Origin of the sequence: Rhizobium sp. N731, assembly GCF_001664145.1 — a bacterium.
Classification (GTDB): Bacteria; Pseudomonadota; Alphaproteobacteria; order Rhizobiales; family Rhizobiaceae; genus Rhizobium; species Rhizobium esperanzae.
Genome location: NZ_CP013605.1, coordinates 225,450 through 242,886, shown reverse-complemented (window position 1 = coordinate 242,886; position 17,437 = coordinate 225,450). Strand labels below are relative to the sequence as shown.

At 61.4% G+C, this 17,437-nt stretch carries 11 protein-coding genes; 6 read left to right on the top strand and 5 right to left on the bottom strand.

Annotated features, from left to right (window positions below):
• The first annotated feature begins 100 nt into the window (after window positions 1-100).
• Together AMK02_RS26410 and AMK02_RS26405 are read left to right on the top strand one after the other, a co-directional pair.
• The gene (locus AMK02_RS26410) at window positions 101-1,552 is read left to right on the top strand and encodes an NCS1 family nucleobase:cation symporter-1 (RefSeq protein ID WP_064807580.1); all 1,452 of its coding nucleotides are present in this window, start codon (window positions 101-103) and stop codon (window positions 1,550-1,552) included.
• 292 nt (window positions 1,553-1,844) lie between these two features.
• Complete coding sequence (locus AMK02_RS26405; protein WP_064807578.1) at window positions 1,845-2,888, top strand: magnesium and cobalt transport protein CorA; 1,044 nt, start codon at window positions 1,845-1,847, stop codon at window positions 2,886-2,888.
• Here AMK02_RS26405 and AMK02_RS26400 read toward each other — a convergent pair whose 3' ends face one another.
• From AMK02_RS26400 to AMK02_RS26390, 3 genes are all read right to left on the bottom strand, one after another.
• Window positions 2,889-3,662, bottom strand: coding sequence for a phosphotransferase (locus tag AMK02_RS26400; protein ID WP_064807576.1), 774 nt, complete (start codon window positions 3,660-3,662; stop codon window positions 2,889-2,891).
• 10 nt (window positions 3,663-3,672) lie between these two features.
• Window positions 3,673-4,554, bottom strand: a complete 882-nt coding sequence (locus tag AMK02_RS26395) for an MBL fold metallo-hydrolase (protein ID WP_064807574.1) — start codon at window positions 4,552-4,554, stop codon at window positions 3,673-3,675.
• A 70-nt stretch (window positions 4,555-4,624) separates the two neighbouring features.
• Complete coding sequence (locus AMK02_RS26390) at window positions 4,625-4,987, bottom strand: hypothetical protein (protein WP_064807572.1); 363 nt, start codon at window positions 4,985-4,987, stop codon at window positions 4,625-4,627.
• Between the two features lie 262 nt (window positions 4,988-5,249).
• On the opposite strand from AMK02_RS26390, the gene AMK02_RS26385 reads away from it, so the two are divergent.
• From AMK02_RS26385 to glgB, 3 genes are read left to right on the top strand one after another with little or no spacing between them, the layout of a single operon-like run.
• Complete coding sequence (locus tag AMK02_RS26385; protein ID WP_064807571.1) at window positions 5,250-8,474, top strand: alpha-1,4-glucan--maltose-1-phosphate maltosyltransferase; 3,225 nt, start codon at window positions 5,250-5,252, stop codon at window positions 8,472-8,474.
• Entirely contained in the window at window positions 8,475-11,756 is a 3,282-nt protein-coding gene (treS, locus tag AMK02_RS26380; RefSeq protein WP_064807569.1) for a maltose alpha-D-glucosyltransferase, read from the top strand.
• Window positions 11,753-13,951, top strand: coding sequence for a 1,4-alpha-glucan branching protein GlgB (gene glgB / locus AMK02_RS26375; RefSeq protein WP_064807567.1), 2,199 nt, complete (start codon window positions 11,753-11,755; stop codon window positions 13,949-13,951). The genes treS and glgB overlap by 4 nt, the downstream gene beginning before the upstream one ends.
• 21 nt (window positions 13,952-13,972) lie before the next feature.
• On the opposite strand, the gene AMK02_RS26370 is transcribed toward glgB, so the two are convergent.
• The gene (locus tag AMK02_RS26370; protein WP_064807565.1) at window positions 13,973-15,598 is read right to left on the bottom strand and encodes a thiamine pyrophosphate-dependent enzyme; all 1,626 of its coding nucleotides are present in this window, start codon (window positions 15,596-15,598) and stop codon (window positions 13,973-13,975) included.
• A gap of 25 nt (window positions 15,599-15,623) precedes the next feature.
• Window positions 15,624-16,802, bottom strand: a complete 1,179-nt coding sequence (locus AMK02_RS26365) for an amino acid aminotransferase (RefSeq protein WP_064807564.1) — start codon at window positions 16,800-16,802, stop codon at window positions 15,624-15,626.
• 155 nt (window positions 16,803-16,957) lie between these two features.
• On the opposite strand from AMK02_RS26365, the gene AMK02_RS26360 reads away from it, so the two are divergent.
• On the top strand, window positions 16,958-17,425 hold the full coding sequence (locus tag AMK02_RS26360; RefSeq protein WP_064807562.1) for an Lrp/AsnC family transcriptional regulator: 468 nt from the start codon (window positions 16,958-16,960) through the stop codon (window positions 17,423-17,425).
• Window positions 17,426-17,437: the final 12 nt, after the last annotated feature.

Here is a 17,437-nt window from a genome sequence, read left to right as displayed (position 1 = left end):
CAGGATTGTGTACAATATGACTATTAAATTGTCAGATGCCTAAATGAAGCGCAAACTTCCATCGTGGCCGAGTCGGCCACTGGGGATATGGGAGGGCATTATGAGCATTCAAAATCCGTCTCCCTCGTTGTACAACGAGGATCTTGCGCCCGCGGAGGAGCGTAAGTGGGGTGCATTCAGCATCTTCAACGTCTGGACGTCGGACGTCCATAGTCTCTGGGGCTATTATCTGGCGGCAAGCCTGTTTCTGCTCTGCGGCAGCTTCGTGAACTTTGTCATCGCTATCGGCATCGGCTCTCTCGTCATCTTCTTCCTGATGAGCCTAGTCGGAAATGCCGGCGTGCGCACCGGTGTCCCCTTTCCGGTTCTGGCGCGCGCCTCCTTCGGCACCTTCGGCGCCAACGCTCCGGCGCTGGTCCGAGCGGTGGTCGCCTGCTTCTGGTACGGCGCGCAGACCGCCGCCGCATCCGGCGCGATCGTTGCCTTGTTGATCCGCAACGAGAGCCTGCTCGCCTTCCATCAGAACAGCCACATGCTCGGCCATTCGACCCTCGAGCTTATCTGCTACATCATCGTCTGGGCGCTGCAGCTGCTGATCATTCAGCGCGGCATGGAAACGGTCCGCAAGTTCCAGGATTGGGCGGGTCCCGCCGTCTGGATCATGATGCTGATCCTCGCGGTCTATCTCGTCACCAAATCCGGCACCTTCTCATTCGGTTCCGAAATCCCGCGCGACGTGCTGATCGAAAAGACCAAGGATGCCGGCGTGCCGGGCGAGCCCGGCTCCATTGCCGCACTTGCCGCCGTGGCCGCCACCTGGATCACCTATTTCGCCGCGCTCTACCTGAACTTCTGCGATTTCTCGCGTTACGCAACGAGCGAAAAGGCGCTGCGGAAGGGCAATCTCTGGGGCTTGCCGATCAACCTCCTGGCATTCTGCCTCGTCGCCGGTGTCACGACCACGGCCGCCTTCACCGTATACGGCGAGGTCCTGCTGCATCCGGAAATGATCTCGGCCAAATTCGACAGCTGGTTCCTGGCGTTGCTGGCGGCGCTGACATTCGCGGTGGCAACGCTCGGCATCAACGTCGTGGCGAATTTCGTTTCGCCGGCCTTCGACTTTGCCAATGTCTTCCCGCGCCAGATCAACTTCAAGCGCGGCGGATATATCGCCGCCCTGATTGCCCTCGTGCTCTATCCGTTTGCTCCCTGGGAGACGGGTGCGGCGCACTTCGTCAACTTCATCGGTTCGACGATGGGGCCGATCTTCGGCATCATGATGGTCGACTATTATCTCATCCGGAAGAGCCAGCTGAACGTCGAGGCGCTCTACCAGGAGAATGGCGAGTTCCGGTTCCAGAACGGCTGGCACGGCAATGCCTTCATCGCCTTTGCGGTCGGTGCGCTGTTCTCCTCGATCCTGCCGACCTTCACCTCCATCCTGCCGGACTGGTGGGGCACCTATGGCTGGTTTTTCGGCGTCGCCATCGGCGGGGCGATCTATTTCGTGCTAAGAATGGGCGCGCGGCGCAATCCGGCCTTCGCCTCATGACGAAACAAAGGCGCCTGGCCATCGCCGGGCGCCTTCATGTTCCATTTTCATAAGCTGCCGCCCCGGGAGCGCGCGACTATACGCTCAACAGACTGACCGGCTACATCGATCAGGATTGGGACGATATCTCCACGGAAACGCGATGGGCGACGCAGAGGCTGTTTGGCATCGGCTCTTTTATGCTTGTGCCGAAGCGGATGCATGTTTTGCGAAATGGCATTATGATCGGCGCAACGCCTGACCGGCGTTGGTTGCGGATACGTGATCCGCGGGACGGGGAGGACGGCAGGATTTGGAACGGCTGAAGGATCTGGACAGTGTTTCCGCGCGGGTCGGCAACGGGTCGGCGTCGCCTCCTTATGAGCGGCGCGGCGTCGTGGCCGCAGCCGTCTACGAGCATGGGCAGCGTATTCGCGACATCAAAATAGAGGAAGCCGGCGAGTGGCGAAACCGGGAGAATGCCATCGTCTGGATCGGCCTGCATGAGCCGGATGAAGTGCTGCTGCATCAGATCCAGGCCGAGTTCAATCTGCATCCGCTGGCGATCGAGGATGCGGCGCAGCCCCACCAGCGCCCGAAGCTGGAAATTTACGGGGAGGCGATGTTCATCGTCGCCCGCACCGCCCATATGAAGGACGGTGAAATCGTCTTCGGCGAAACGCATCTCTTTGTCGGCCGCGGTTACGTCGTCTCCGTTCGCCACGGCGAATCCTCCTCTTATCTCGCGGTCAGGCAGCGCTGCGAGGCGACACCCGCCGCCCTTGCCCATGGCGAGAATTACATTCTCTATTCCATCCTCGATTTTATCGTCGACAACTACATGCCTGTCATCGAGGTGGTGCAGGAAGAGGTCGAGATGCTCGAGGATCTCGTGCTGCGCGAACAGCTGGGAAAATCCGACATCGAGCGGCTTTACATGCTGCGGCGCAAGCTTCTGCGGCTGCGCAACGCGGTGGTGCCGCTCGTCGACGTCTGCCGGCGATACGAGCATATCGATCTTCCCGGCATGGATCCGACGCTGCAATCGCTGTTTCGCGATGTGACCGATCACGTGCGCCGGGTTCAGGAGGATATCGATGCATTGCGCGAGGTACTCGCCTTCGCCTTCGAAGCCAGCGTGATGATCGGCCAGACGGAACAGACGGCAATCGCCCGCAAGCTCGCCGCCTGGGCGGCGATCCTCGCCGTCCCCACCGCGATCGCCGGCATCTACGGCATGAATTTCAGCGATATGCCGGAACTGAAATTCCAGTACGGCTATTTCGTCGTATTGGGCGTCATCGCGGTCCTCTGCCTGAGCCTTTTCGGCTTCTTCCGCCGGCGAAAATGGCTTTAGTCAGGACAGCGCTTTCAACAGCCGATTTCGGTGTATACCGATGTAGCCGATGTCGTTCAGATATAGCCTGGCGTCTCCTGCGTCGACGTCTTCCGCGAAGGTCTCGTCGCCGGCCGCAGCCCTTGCCAACATGAAATCGGCAAGGGCTTGAAGCCGGCTGCAGATCATCTCGGGAAGCCGGCGCCGTTCTTCCATCGTCGCGCCATAGGCGCTGCAGAAGATTGTCGCCCGCCGCAGCTGGTCGTCCAGACCGAACGCTGCAGAGGGATTGGCAGGATCGGAGAGGGGTGCCCAGCGATAGACCGCGTAGGCGAGATCCCAGAGGCGCGGGGCGGGATGGGCAGTGTCGAAATCGATGATCCCGACAGCTTCCTGATCGACGGTGGCGACATTGTAGGGCGCAAAGTCTCCGTGACAGACGATCTCACGCGGCTCCTGCGCCGGCAGCATCCATATCTGAGCATCGTCATCCGATTCCAGAAAGCCCTGAGATGCTGTATGAAAATCGCGCAGGAGTCTCGCTGCGGAAATCAGCATGCGCTCTGATCCGACAAGGGGATCACGGAGGTCTTCGCAGACGCGCCCGGCGACGTAACTGACGACCTCCTGATCGTCGCCGGTAATTTGAGTGGGCTGCGGAGCCGCCGGGAAGCCATTGCTTCTGAGATGGCGCAAGAACCGGTGCGTGGTCGGCGTCCATGCGCCTGATGGTCTGATGACGGTATCGCCGTCGCGCCAGATCTGCCCGGTTCGCCCGCCCTCCAATAATTTCACGCATGGCCTCCTACGCAGATTTCAGTTTTTCGATATGGGCCTGAACCGTAGCGGCAAGGTTCGTTTCATGGCAGTTCCGGTAGAACGCCGCCGTGTCCGAAGGCATCCCGTCGGGAATGGCGACGAAGTCTTCAAGCCGGAAACCACTTGTACTGCCGAGTTCAGGGTCGGCCAGTTGGCTTTCACTGAGGCCGCCGACGCGAACAGCTAGGGCTTCGAAATAAGCAAGATTCTCATCCACTGCCGAAGGCGAAGATGTTCTGCCGTGCGCGGGAATGACCAGTTTCGCATCAAGGTCACGGATCCGCCTGAGCGAGGAGCGGATCTGGCGAAGATCATCGGCACTCCTGCTCCAGACTTCGGAAATGGGATATTCCACCGCGTCGACGGCCAGGCAGACGCGGAGTTCCGGAATCCAGACGGCGATATGGTCAGGCGTGTGTCCCGGCGTATGAATGAGTTCCAGCGTCAGATCGCCGCCGTTCAGGACCATCGAGCCGGAGAAGGTGATATCGGGGCCGATGAGTTCCACGTCTGCAAACCGCGATTCCCGTCTCGCCTTGTCCTTCAGGATCTGGTGCGTGGAGGCATCACGCAGACGGTCGAGCGCTGCGGCATGCGCGATGATCGGAGCACGCCCTGAAACCGCAGAGTTTCCCCAGAAGTGATCCCAATCCATATGCGAATTGACGACGATCAGCGGGCGATCCTCGCCTCTGTCCCCAAGCAGATCCAGCGCCATCCGGCACAGTTCGGGCGTGCCGAGCGTATCGATCAGAACATTGAACCTCTCGGTCCGCACAAACACGGCATCGACCTCGTCTCCCGCCCGGAGGATAACGATGCGCTGGTCAAGTCCGGGATGGGAGCACAATTCTACCGCTGGGTTCACGTCTGCCCGCCTTCGTTGCAATCGCAGCAATATTATCTACTACATCAAATCTCGTCTGGATGCTCGCTCTCTAAGGGCCCCCCGATTTCCGCTCCACCGGCACTGGCACATCCCACCGTTCCATCACGGCGTTCGGCACGGCGGTCGCGCAGATCACCATCACACTGGGCTTCGAGCGGCCGAGGCTCTTCGGCGTCCATTGCGCCTGGAGCGGGACGGCGCATCGGGGAACCAGCACCTTCGCGTTCGGTTCCAGCACGTCCCAGCGCTCGTGCCCCTTGGCGTTCTGCTGTGCGATGAAACGCCTGGCCTCCTCGCGGATTTCGAACAAGCCATGCTTATCAGGTGTCGAGCGATCTGTCTCGATGCTCCAGGAGGCGAGGCTGGGTATGCAAGCCGTGAGGGCGGTGATGAAGACTATTGATCTCAGCATCGATGGGCTCTCAACCGCTCGTTTCCGGATCGGAAACAGTCAGAGGATCTTTTAGCGCATGGCGGCGATATCTCTACCGGCAAATCGTGAGGACTTCCTTCTCTCATTGAGCGAGATCGACCTGCCGGAAGATGTGATATCTCATCTCGCCGCGCGGGCGCGTCCTGGGTTCCCATGCCCATGCAGCCGTGAATTGACGACTTGAGTGGAACAACCTCCGTCAAAAGAAGTTTGCCTGAAAAGCAACTCGAGGCGGCGGCCGATGTTACTCTCTGCGAAGCAGGGTGCGTTCAGCACCCCACCCCGGATCTATTATGTCAATCCGCTACTTCTCCAAGGCATCGATGCATGGGGCGAGGTTTTCGGCCATGCGGCGGATACCGGCTTCGATTATGTTCTGACGGCGCCGCTCTTCGACCGAGGCGGGGACTGCAGCGTCTTTACCTCCCGGGATTTCGATCGTCTCGATCCTGAACTGCAGCTCGGAAGCGCGGTCGATGATGGGATATCGCGCTTGGCGGAGGCCGCGGAGAAGGGCGGCGTCGGCCTGATGATGGACCTGATGCTCGACGGGAAAGTCGGCGATGCGCAAGCGGTTCGTCCGGTCGATCCTCGACGCTCGCCGCTCGATCCGGCGGAGCCGATGAACACGATCGGGTCCGAGCGGCAATTGCGTTTGTTGGGGGAGTGGACCGAACGGCTGTGGCGGCTGTCCGGGCTCGGCCTCTCCGGCTACCGGGTACTCGGAATCGATCGCGCCGCACCGGCGCTTTTCAAATCGCTGATCGCTTCGGTGCGCGAGAAGGCCGACGCGCAATTCCTCGCCTGGACGCCCGGCACCGACTTTGCGGTGAGAAGAGCGATCGCGGATGCGGGCTTCTCAGGATGCTTTTCATCGATGGCCTGGTGGGATCTCGACGAGAGATGGTTTGTCGAGGAGCATCGCGTCCAAGAGGCGCTCGGCTGGCAGGTCGCCTTTCCCGAACCGCCATTCGCCAGGCGCATTGCACACGGGACCGAGAGCCGAGAAATCCTCGAGCGGCGCGCCGTGAGAGCGCTGCGCCTTGCCGCCTCGCTTGGCGGCGGTCTCATGGTTCCCATGGGTTTCGAATATGGTGCGGCGACACCGCTCGATCCGACCCACGGCGATGGTTCGGGGCTGCGGAAGCTGCGCCATGATCTCGCCTTCGACATCTCCTCCGAGATACGCGTCGCCAATGCCGAGATCGGCAGGGCCGGCCAGGCGCGCGCTCCATCGCTCCGCCTGATCCGCAACGCCAACGGGCCGGTTTCGGCGCTTGTGCAATCCGAGGAGCAGGATCTTCGCAGCGCATCGAATGTACGGTTCGTCCTGATTAACCGGGACCTCCGGAGAAGCGCATCCGCGCCGATGACGGCGCTTCGCGAGGCGGCCTCCGGTTATCTGCCCGTCGCGGCCGATGGCGCGGTCCTGCGCCTGCGAGCAGGGGAGACCCGGATCATCGAAAGCAAAGCGCCGGAGCCGATCGCATCCAGGCCTGCCCTCGACGTTGAGCAGGCGATCGCCTCGCCGCGGCTTGCCATCGAGAACATCATGCCGCGGGTCGATGACGGACGCTTTCCTGTCAAGCGTGTGATCGGCGAGACCGTCACCGTCGAGGCCGATATATTTGCCGACGGCCACGACCCGATCGCGGCCGTCCTGCTCTGGCGGCCGCACGACGCCATGGCGGAGTGGAAAGAGACCGAGATGCAGCTGGTCGAGAACGACCGCTGGCGCGCCGAATTCCTGCTGGAGCGCATCGGGCGCCACGAGTTCGCGGTCGAAGCGTGGAAGAACCCGTTCACGATCTTCCGCTACGAACTGACCAAGAAGAACGATGCCAGGCTGGACCTGAAGCTGGAGCTTCAGGAGGGATTGAACCTCGTCCGGGCCGCGAAGGCCGAAGCGCCGCCGGCACTCGGCGCCGACCTGCAGGTGCTCATCGACAGTCTTGAAAACGCGTCGGATGCCGAGCGCACGGCAATCCTGCTCGATCCCGAGACCTCCGAGTTGATGAACAAGGCTGACAGGCGGCCGTTCCGGCTTCGCTCCACGACGAGCGCCGTCGATGCCGAACGCAAATCGGCAGCCTTTGCCAGCTGGTACCAGATCTTCCCGCGCTCCCAGAGCGGCGATCCGAACCGGCACGGCACCTTCGACGATGTCATCCCGAGGTTGGCGGATATCCGAGATATGGGCTTCGACGTGCTCTATTTCCCGCCGATCCATCCGATTGGATCGACCAACCGGAAGGGGCGCAACAACAGCCTGAAGGCAGTACCCGGCGATCCCGGAAGTCCCTATGCCATCGGCTCCGAAGAGGGCGGCCATGATGCCATTCATCCCGAGCTCGGCGATTTCGAGGATTTCGGCCGGCTGGTCGAGGAGGCGGGCCGGCATGGGCTGGAGATCGCGCTCGATCTTGCGATCCAGGCTTCGCCGGATCATCCCTGGCTGACGGAGCACCCTGGCTGGTTCGACTGGAGGCCCGACGGGACGATCAAATATGCCGAAAACCCGCCGAAAAAATACGAGGACATCGTCAATGTCGATTTTTATACGAAAGACGCGCTGCCCTCTCTGTGGGTGGAACTCCGGGACGTCGTCCAGCTCTGGGTCGACCAGGGCGTCAAGCTGTTTCGGGTCGACAACCCGCACACCAAGCCCTTTCCGTTCTGGGAATGGCTGATCGGCGATATCAGGGCGCGTCATCCCGAGGTCGTCTTCCTGTCGGAAGCCTTCACCAGACCGAAGGTCATGTACCGGTTGGCGAAGATCGGCTTCTCCCAGTCCTATACCTATTTCACCTGGCGCAATACCAAGTGGGAGCTCGAGCAATATATGCGGGAGCTGACCGAGGCGGCGCCGAAGGAATTCTTCCGCCCGCATTTCTTCGTCAACACCCATGACATCAATCCGGATTTTCTCCAGAACGCGCCGCGTCCGGCCTTCCTGATCCGCGCGGCACTCGCCGCAACGCTTTCCGGACTGTGGGGCGTCTATAACGGCTTCGAACTTTGCGAGGGGCGTCCCGACGCCAAGCGCAAGGAATATGCCGATAGCGAAAAATACGAGATCCGCGCCTGGGATTACGACCGGCCGGGCAACATCATTGCCGAAATCCGGATGCTGAACCGCATCCGGAACGAAAACACCGCGCTGCATTCGCATCTCGGGCTGACGCTGCTGAACGCCCGGAATGACAACATCCTGTTCTTCGAGAAGGCGAGTCGCGCCCGCGACAATGTCTTGCTGATCGCGATCAGCCTTGACCCCCATAATTTTCAGGAAAGCGATGTCGAACTGCCGCTTTGGAAGTGGTCGTTGGATGATGGCGGCGCGCTCGACGCCGAGGATTTGGTCACGGGGCAACGGTTCAGGTGGAGCGGCAAGCGGCAGAGAGTGGGTTTCAATCCTCAGATCCTGCCTTTTGCGATCTGGCGCGTTCGCGCAGCGGAGGCATGAATGGACACGATGAATCCCGGTGGCGTCGACCCGCTGCTCTGGTACAAGGATGCGATCATCTACCAGCTGCACATCAAGTCGTTCTACGACGCCAATGGCGATGGCGTCGGCGATTTTGCCGGCCTGCACCAGAAGCTCGATCACGTCGCAGCACTCGGCGTCAACGCCATCTGGCTTTTGCCTTTCTTTCCCTCACCTCGTCGTGACGATGGTTACGACATTGCCGACTACGGCAATGTCAGCCCGGATTACGGGACCGTGGAGGATTTCCGCGCTTTCGTCGACGCCGCCCATCAGCGCAACATCCGCGTCATCATCGAGCTCGTCATCAACCACACTTCCGACCAGCATCCCTGGTTCCAACGCGCACGCCAGGCGCCGGCGGGATCGCCGGAGCGGGATTTCTATGTCTGGTCGGACAGCGATCAGAAATTCCCGGAAACGCGCATCATCTTCCTCGACACGGAGAAATCCAACTGGACATGGGATGCGGCCGCCGGCGCTTACTACTGGCACCGCTTCTATTCCCACCAGCCGGACCTCAACTTCGATAGCCCGCTTGTAATGGAGGAGCTGCTAAAGGTGATGCGCTTCTGGCTGGAAACCGGCATCGATGGTTTCCGCCTCGACGCGATCCCGTACCTCGTCGAGCGCGAGGGGACGATCAACGAAAACCTTCCCGAGACCCATGCGATCCTCAAGCGCATCCGTGCCGCCCTCGACGCTACTCATCCCGGCGTGATGTTGCTTGCCGAGGCCAATCAATGGCCCGAGGACACGCGCGAATATTTCGGCGAAGGCGACGAATGCCATATGGCGTTCCACTTCCCGCTGATGCCGCGCATGTATATGGCGATCGCCAAGGAAGACCGCTTCCCGATCACCGACATCCTGCGCCAGACGCCTGAAATTCCGGAGAATTGCCAATGGGCGATCTTCCTGCGCAATCATGACGAGTTGACGCTGGAAATGGTCACCGACGCCGAGCGGGATTATCTTTGGGAGACCTATGCTTCCGACAAGCGCGCTCGCATCAATCTCGGCATCAGGCGACGCCTGGCGCCGCTGATGGAGCGCGACCGCCGGCGCATAGAGCTGATGAACGCGCTTCTTCTGTCGATGCCGGGGACGCCCGTGATCTATTACGGCGATGAGATCGGCATGGGCGACAACATCTATCTCGGCGACCGCGACGGGGTGCGGACGCCGATGCAATGGTCGCCCGACCGCAACGGCGGCTTCTCGCGGACAGACCCGGCGCGCCTCGTGCTGCCGCTGATCGCCGATCCGCTCTATGGCTTCGAGGCCGTCAATGTCGAAGCCCAGAGCACCGATGCGCATTCGCTGCTCAACTGGACGCGCAAGATGCTGGCGCTGCGTGGCAGGCATCCGGCCTTCGGACGCGGTTCGCTGCGTTTCCTTTCGCCTGAGAACCGCAAGATCCTGGCCTATCTCAGGGAATATGAGGGCGAGACGCTGATGTGCGTCGCAAACCTCTCGCGGCTGCCCCAGGCGGTCGAGCTCGACCTCTCGGCCTTCGAGGGCCGCGTGCCGATCGAACTGACGGGCATGTCGCCTTTTCCGCCGATCGGGCAACTGACCTATCTCCTGACGCTGCCGCCCTATGGCTTCTTTTGGTTTCAGCTGGAAGCGGATGCCGATCCGCCGGCATGGCGCACCGCGCCGCCGGAACAGCTTCCCGACCTCGTGACGATGGTGATCCGCCGCGGTCTGCTCGATCTCGTCGATGAGCCGCGGTTGGGACGCGTCCTTAGCAACGAAATTCTGCCCGCTTATCTCGCCAAGCGGCGCTGGTTCGGGGCGAAGGACCAGCCGCTTCAGGCGGCTCGGCTGATCTCGGCAACGCCAATCCCCTATGCCGATGGGATCGTTCTCGGCGAGTTGGAGGTGGAGCTGCCGGATCACAGCGAATCCTATCAGTTGCCGCTGGCTGTCGCCTGGGACGATGCGCAACCCTCCGCTCTGACGCAGCAGCTCGCGCTCGGGCGGGTTCGTCAGGGCAGGCGGGTCGGCTTCCTGACGGATGGCTTCGCGATCGAGCCGATGGCGCGGGGCATTCTGCGCGGGCTGGCCGACCGCTCGCGCATTACCGGACGTACCGGCACCCTCGAATTTCTCGGCACCGAACGGCTCGATCGCCTGCAGGTTACCGACGGCATGCCGGTTCATTGGCTCTCGGCCGAGCAATCGAACAGTTCGCTGATCGTCGGCGACGTCGCCATGATCAAGCTGATCCGGCACATTTTTCCGGGCGTCCATCCGGAGGTGGAGATGACGCGGTTTCTGACCTGCGCGGGTTACGATCACACCGCGCCGTTGCTCGGCGAGATCGCGCACACCGATTCCAGCGGCCGCCGCTCGACCTTGATCATCGTCCAGGGTGCGATCCGGAACCAGGGAGACGCCTGGAACTGGATGCTGAACAATTTGCGCCGCGCGGCCGACGAGCTCGTGCTGAACGATCCGGCAGTCGAGCCTGGCGACGACGTCTTCCGGCCGCTGATCAGCTTCGTTGCCATGGTCGGCATGAGGCTCGGCGAATTGCATGTCGTCCTCTCCGGAGAAAACGCCGACGAGGCTTTCAGTCCTGTCGTCGCCGGTAACGATGAGGTCGAGGCAATCAAGAAGGCGGTGGCGGGCGAGGTCGCCTATGCCATGTCGAAATTGGCAGAACGCGACGAGAATGCCGATCCCGCGATCGATCTGCTCGCCCGCCCGCTTCTGGAACGCCGCTCCGAACTCGTCGAACTTGGCGCGCGCCTGGCGGAGAGTGCTCGGGGCACACTGATGACGCGCACGCATGGCGACTTCCATCTCGGCCAGATCCTGGTCAGCGAGGGCGATGCCGTCATCATCGATTTCGAGGGCGAACCCGCGAAGAACCTCGCCGAACGCCGCGCCAAGACCGTTCCGCTCCGCGACGTCGCCGGACTTTTGAGATCGCTGAGCTATCTCGTCGCCACTGCGCAGCTCGACAATGACGCGGTCACCGAACATGAAAACGAGGTGCGCCGTAACGCCATCGCCCGCTTCGGGCGCAATGCCGAACAGGCTTTTCTCGATGCCTATTGGCAAGCGGTCTCCGCATCGAAGGCGCTCGCCATGCCGACCGAACAACGACGGAGGGTTCTCGATGCCTTTCTTCTCGAAAAGGCCGCTTATGAAATCGCCTATGAGGCCCGCATCAGGCCGAAGTGGCTGCCGATCCCGCTCGCCGGCCTTACCGAAATCGTATCGCGCCTAGCGGGGGTCAAGGCATGAATGTTGAACGCTCGGAACTTCTCGCCGGCATCGGACATGATGCCCTCTGGGCCCTGATCGAGGGACGCCACGGCGATCCCTTCTCGATCCTCGGTCCGCATGAAAGCGGCGGCATGACGATCGTGCGCGTCTATCTGCCGGGTGCCGAAGGCGTCGATCTCATCGAAGCGGCGAGCGGCAGGGTGGTGACACCCTTCAGCATCGCTCACCCCTCCGGCCTGTTTGCGGCGGCGATGGGTTCGAGGATGCCTTACCGGTTGCGGATCACATGGCCGGATGGCGAGCAGATCACCGAGGATCCCTACAGCTTCGGGCTTCTGCTGGGAGAGCTCGATCTCCACCTGATCTCCGAGGGCACCCATTACAGCCTGAGCCGGACGCTCGGCGCCGTTGAAATGTCGGTGGACGACGTCGCGGGCGTCCGCTTCGCCGTCTGGGCTCCGAATGCCCGCCGCGTTTCGGTTGTCGGCGATTTCAACGCCTGGGACGGGCGGCGAAACCCGATGCGGCTGCGGCAGTCCGCCGGCGTGTGGGAGCTGTTCATGCCCCGGCTGGCGCCCGGCGAAAGATACAAGTTCGAGATCATCGATCCGCATGGAAATTGCTTGCCGCAGAAGGCCGATCCGGTGGCGAGAGCGAGCGAAGCCGCCCCGTCCACCGCTTCGATCGTCGCATCCTCGACACGATTTCGATGGACGGATGACAATTGGATGAAGGGCCGGTCGCGAGAGCAAAGACTGGAAGGGCCGATCTCCGTCTATGAGGTGCATGCCGGTTCCTGGCTGCGGGAGAATGGCGGGCGGTCGCTCGACTGGGCCGAACTCAGCCAGCGGCTCGTTCCCTATGTTCGCGAGATGGGATTCACCCATATAGAGCTGCTGCCCATCATGGAGCACCCCTTCGGCGGCTCCTGGGGTTATCAGCCGCTCGGCCTCTTCGCCCCGACCGGCCGTTATGGCACGCCTGAGGATCTCGCCTATTTCATCGACCGCTGCCATGGCGCCGGGATCGGCGTCATCCTCGATTGGGTGCCGGCCCATTTTCCCACCGACGTCTGGGGGCTCGCCCGCTTCGACGGCACCGCGCTCTACGAACACGAGGACCCGCGTGAAGGCTTTCATCGCGACTGGAATACGCTGATCTACAATCTCGGCCGCAACGAGGTGAAAGGCTTCCTGATCGCCAGCGCCCTGGAATGGCTCGAACGCTACCATATCGACGGGTTACGCGTCGACGCCGTCGCCTCGATGCTCTACCGCGACTACAGCCGCAACGAGGGGGAGTGGATTCCGAACCGGTATGGCGGCCGTGAGAACCTGGAAGCGGTGGAATTCTTCAAGCATCTGAACAGTATCGTTCACGAGCGCTGCCCGCATGCAATGATGATCGCCGAGGAATCGACGGCTTGGCCAGGTGTCACCAAGCCGCCGGAAGAGGGCGGGCTCGGCTTCGACATCAAGTGGAACATGGGCTGGATGCACGACAGCCTGAGCTACATCGAGAAAGATCCCGTCTACCGGAGCTACCACCACGGCACGATGACCTTCGGCATGATCTATGCCTATTCCGAGCGCTTCATCCTGCCGATTTCGCACGACGAGGTCGTTTATGGAAAAGGCTCGCTGCTCGGCAAGATGCTGGGCGACGAGTGGCAGAAATTCGCCAATCTGCGCAGTTACCTCGCCTTCATGTGGGGCCATCCCGGAAAGAAGCTGATGTTCATGGGAGGCGAGATCGCCCAGCCGGGCGAGTGGAACCATGACGAGTCAATCGCCTGGGACGTGCTGGACCGGCCGGCCCATGCCGGGCTTCAGCGGCTGGTCAAGGATTTGAACGGCTTTTACGCCGAAGAGCCGGCCCTGCAGTTCGGCGATTTCCATCCCGAAGGCTTCGAATGGGCGGCGGCGGACGATGCCGTCAATTCCGTCCTCGGCATGCTGCGTTACGCCGAGAATCGTGCTTCGTCGGTTCTCGTCGTCTCGAATTTCACGCCGGTGCCCCGTTACGGCTACCGGATCGGCGTGCCGCAGGACGGCGTGTGGATCGAGCGGATGACGACGGATGCGCGCGAATATGGCGGCTCCGGCCTCGTCAATGGCGCAGTGTCGAGCGAACCCGTACCCGCGCGCGGCAGGCCGCATTCGCTCTCGCTGACGCTGCCGCCGCTGGCAACGATCTTTCTCAAGTCACCTTGATAGGGCTTCACGTCGTTCCGGTCATTCGTGCGGAGCCGGATGGATCAAAGGCCAGGGGCTTGCCTCCGATCCCTTTTCGACCGGAACTTCGATCAGAACGGGCTCATCGAGTGAGAGCGCTTTCTCCAGTATGTCTTTCAACTCCCCGGGGCTCGTCGCCTTGAAAGATCGGATGCCGAAGCTCTTGCCGAGGGCGACGAAATCGGGATTGGTCAGTTCTGAGCCGAGAGTGCGGCCCTTGTAGGTCTGCTTCTGGTCGCGCAGCACATTGCCGTAGGCGGAATTGTTGAAGACGATGGCGACGACGGCGATCTTGTGCTGGACGGCAGTGGCAAGTTCCTGGACGCCGAACATGAAGCCGCCATCGCCCGAAACGGAGACCACAGCTTTATCGGGATGGGCGACTTTCACGCCCAAGGCCGTATTGAAGCCGAAACCGAGATTGTCCTGGTAGCCGCATGTCACGTATTGGCGAGGGCCATAGGTCGGGAAGGCAAAGCGGGCGGTAAAGCCCATCTGACTGATTTCCTCGACGAAGAAGCCGTCTCTCGGCAGGGCTTCGCGAATGGCTTCGAGATAGCCAAGCTGTGGCTGCACCGCCGAAAACCGAGACCTTGCCTCTTCATTGAGTTCGGCAAATTCACGCGTGCGATCCTCACGGCTGGAACCGCCCAGCGCATCGATCAGCGCCTGCGTTCCATCCCTGGCGTCCGAGACGATCCCGACATCAGGCTTGAGCCGGACCATTTCGGTTGGATCGATATCGATGCGAATGATCTTGAGCCCCTCGGGCAGCCACTTCCAGCGCATGAACTGCAATTCGAGCCGGCTGCCGATCCCGATCAGCACGTCGACCTTCTTCCAATATTCATAGGCGGCTACGAAATTCAAATAGTTCGGATGGTCGTCGGGCACGATGCCCTTGCCGGAGCGATGCGATGTCACCGGCGCCTGCAGCAGTTCCGCAAGCGCGGCGATCTCCGCTCCGGCATCCGCCGCGCCGCCGCCGACCATGATCATCGGATTGCTGGCGCCTGATATCAGCGCCGCCGCGGCAGCGATCTGATCGGGATTGACTGCCGGATGAGGCGCTCTCGCGCCAACGGGAACGTCGATTTCAGGGGCGGACTGTCCGAACACGTCCCAAGGAGCTTCGACCGCTCCCGGCCCCTGACGGCCGGAGAGCATCTTGGCGACGACCCCGGCCATAACGGAACCGGCCTCCGACTGGTGGTTGATGCGCTCGGCCGTCTTGGTAATCCCGCGCATTGTCGCGATCTGATCCGGCAGTTCGTGCAGCTGTCCTCTGCCTCGGCCGATCAGATGCGACATGATGTTGCCGGTGATGCAGAGCACTGGCGCGTTGGCGCCGTAAGCGGTGCAGAGGGCCGCGCCCGAATTGAGGACGCCTGGGCCGGGGACGACGGTATAGGCGCCGATCCGGCCGGTGGACTTGGCATAGCCGTAGGCCATGTAGGCAGCCCCCTGTTCATGCCGGGTGTGAATGAAGCGGATCTTGTCGCCGGCGTCATAAAGGGCGTCGTTGAAATCATACATATGGGCGCCGGGGATGCCGAAGATCGTGTCGATCCCATGGGCGACAAGCGAACGGGTGATCGCCTGGCCGGTCGTTTCTTTCCTGCTCATTCGGAGGCTCCAACGATGTGTTCGGTTATGATTTCAGGCAGCCTTCGGCCCGGAGCGCGGCGACAATGAGACCGGCATCGGCGGGCTGCATGCCGGCGAGATTCATGCGCCCGGAATCCGCCATGTAGATGCCATGGTTTGCCCTGAGCGCGACCGCCGTTTCCTTGCGCATGGAGAGATTGGAGAACAGGCCACGTTGCCGGCTGATGAAGGCCAGCTCCGGAGAGGCAGCGGCCAGCGCCGCGCGATTGCCGTTGACGCGCTCGCACATCTCTTCGAGTTCAACGCGCCACATCGCCGTCATTTCCGGGCTTTCGAGAATACACCTGACAATGGCGGCGCCATGATCCGGCGGCATGGACCAGTTGACGCGGGCAAGCGCCGCCATGTTGCTTTCTGCCTTTCTTAAGTCATCGGCATTGCGGGCCACGACATAGAGCGCGCCGACGCGTTCGCGATAGAGGCCGAAGTTCTTGTCGCAGGAATAGGCGATCAGCGCTTCCTCGACCGCGTCGAGGATCATGCGCGTCGGCGCGGCATCCTGTTCGAGACCGTCGCCCAGGCCCTGATAGGCAAGATCGATGAAGGGCACGAGCCTGCGTGCAACGAGGAGATCGGTAATCTCTCGCCACTGCTCCATTGTGAAATCAATGCCGGTCGGATTATGGCAGCAACCATGAAGCAGGACGACGTCGCCTTCCCCAGCGGAAGACAAGGCGTCGACGACGCTTTCGAATGTCACCTGCTGTAACGTCAGGTCGACGAAGGCGTATTCCTTCACGTCCAAGCGTGCCGAAGCGAAAATCGGTGCATGATTGGGCCAGCTCGGCGTTCCCAAGAGAACCTTCGCCGATGGGTTTGCCGTTTGGATGAGCTCCGCGCCGATACGGAGCGCGCCGCTGCCGCCGGGCGTTTGAATACCGGCAAGCCGTTGGGCGAATGTCGGCGAGTTGCCGAAGATGATCGGCCTAAGCAGGCGGACGAATTGCAGATCGCCTTCGGGGCCGAGATATTTCTTGCTGTCCTGGGTCTCCAGGAGAAACTGCTCCGCCGCCTTGACGGCCCGCATGACGGGCGTGCGTCCCATGGCATCGCGATAGACGCCGACGCCGAGGTCGATCTTTTCGGGACGATCGTCGGCCTGGAAGGCCTTGATGAGTGCGAGCAGGCTATCGGCCGGCCGGTTCTTCAGTTCCTCAAACACAGGTCCACCTCCGTTTTTGATGTCATTGGCTGGAGATTAACGGAACTTTCGCGACGAATTTCTGCGATTATCTCCTTTCGCCGCCGTATCGATGCAGACAATCGGCGAGGAGCGGCTATATTGCGCAGAAATTCCCCTAATATGAGAGGCGGGCCATGCTCGACCAGTTCGATGTCAAATTGCTTGCCGCTCTGCAGCAGAACAGCGAGTTGACGCAGAGCGAACTGTCTCTGAAGGTCAATCTCTCCGCGACCCAATGCGCCCGCCGTTTGGAAAGACTGCGCAAAGAGCAATATATCCAGAGCGTCGTCGCCATCCTCAATCCGGTAAAACTGGGTTTCACCGTCGTCGCGCATACGCTTGTCAGCCTCCGAGCCCATACCGAAGGCGGAAACGAGCGGCTCCATCGTTTCATCGAGACCGCGCCGGAGATCCTGGAATGTTATTCGCAGACCGGTGACGCCGATTTTCTGATGAAGGTCATGACGCGCGACCTCGACCATCTCAGCCAGTTCCTCGAAAGAATGATCCGGGTCACCGATAACCTGGCCTCGGTCAAATCGAGCATCGTCCTCAAGACGATCAAAAAGACGACCGCTTTGCCGCTGCAGATCGTGACGTGAGAGCGGCCGTTC

Excerpts from the sequence above, each read along its gene's own strand:
- AMK02_RS26410 (WP_064807580.1), top strand. The coding sequence starts at position 101 with ATGAGCATTCAAAATCCGTCTCCCTCGTTGTACAACGAGGATCTTGCG.
- AMK02_RS26385 (WP_064807571.1), top strand. The coding sequence starts at position 5,250 with ATGTTACTCTCTGCGAAGCAGGGTGCGTTCAGCACCCCACCCCGGATC.
- AMK02_RS26390 (WP_064807572.1), bottom strand. The coding sequence starts at position 4,987 with ATGCTGAGATCAATAGTCTTCATCACCGCCCTCACGGCTTGCATACCC.
- AMK02_RS26370 (WP_064807565.1), bottom strand. The coding sequence starts at position 15,598 with ATGAGCAGGAAAGAAACGACCGGCCAGGCGATCACCCGTTCGCTTGTC.
- AMK02_RS26360 (WP_064807562.1), top strand. The coding sequence starts at position 16,958 with ATGCTCGACCAGTTCGATGTCAAATTGCTTGCCGCTCTGCAGCAGAAC.
- glgB (WP_064807567.1), top strand. The coding sequence starts at position 11,753 with ATGAATGTTGAACGCTCGGAACTTCTCGCCGGCATCGGACATGATGCC.
- treS (WP_064807569.1), top strand. The coding sequence starts at position 8,475 with ATGGACACGATGAATCCCGGTGGCGTCGACCCGCTGCTCTGGTACAAG.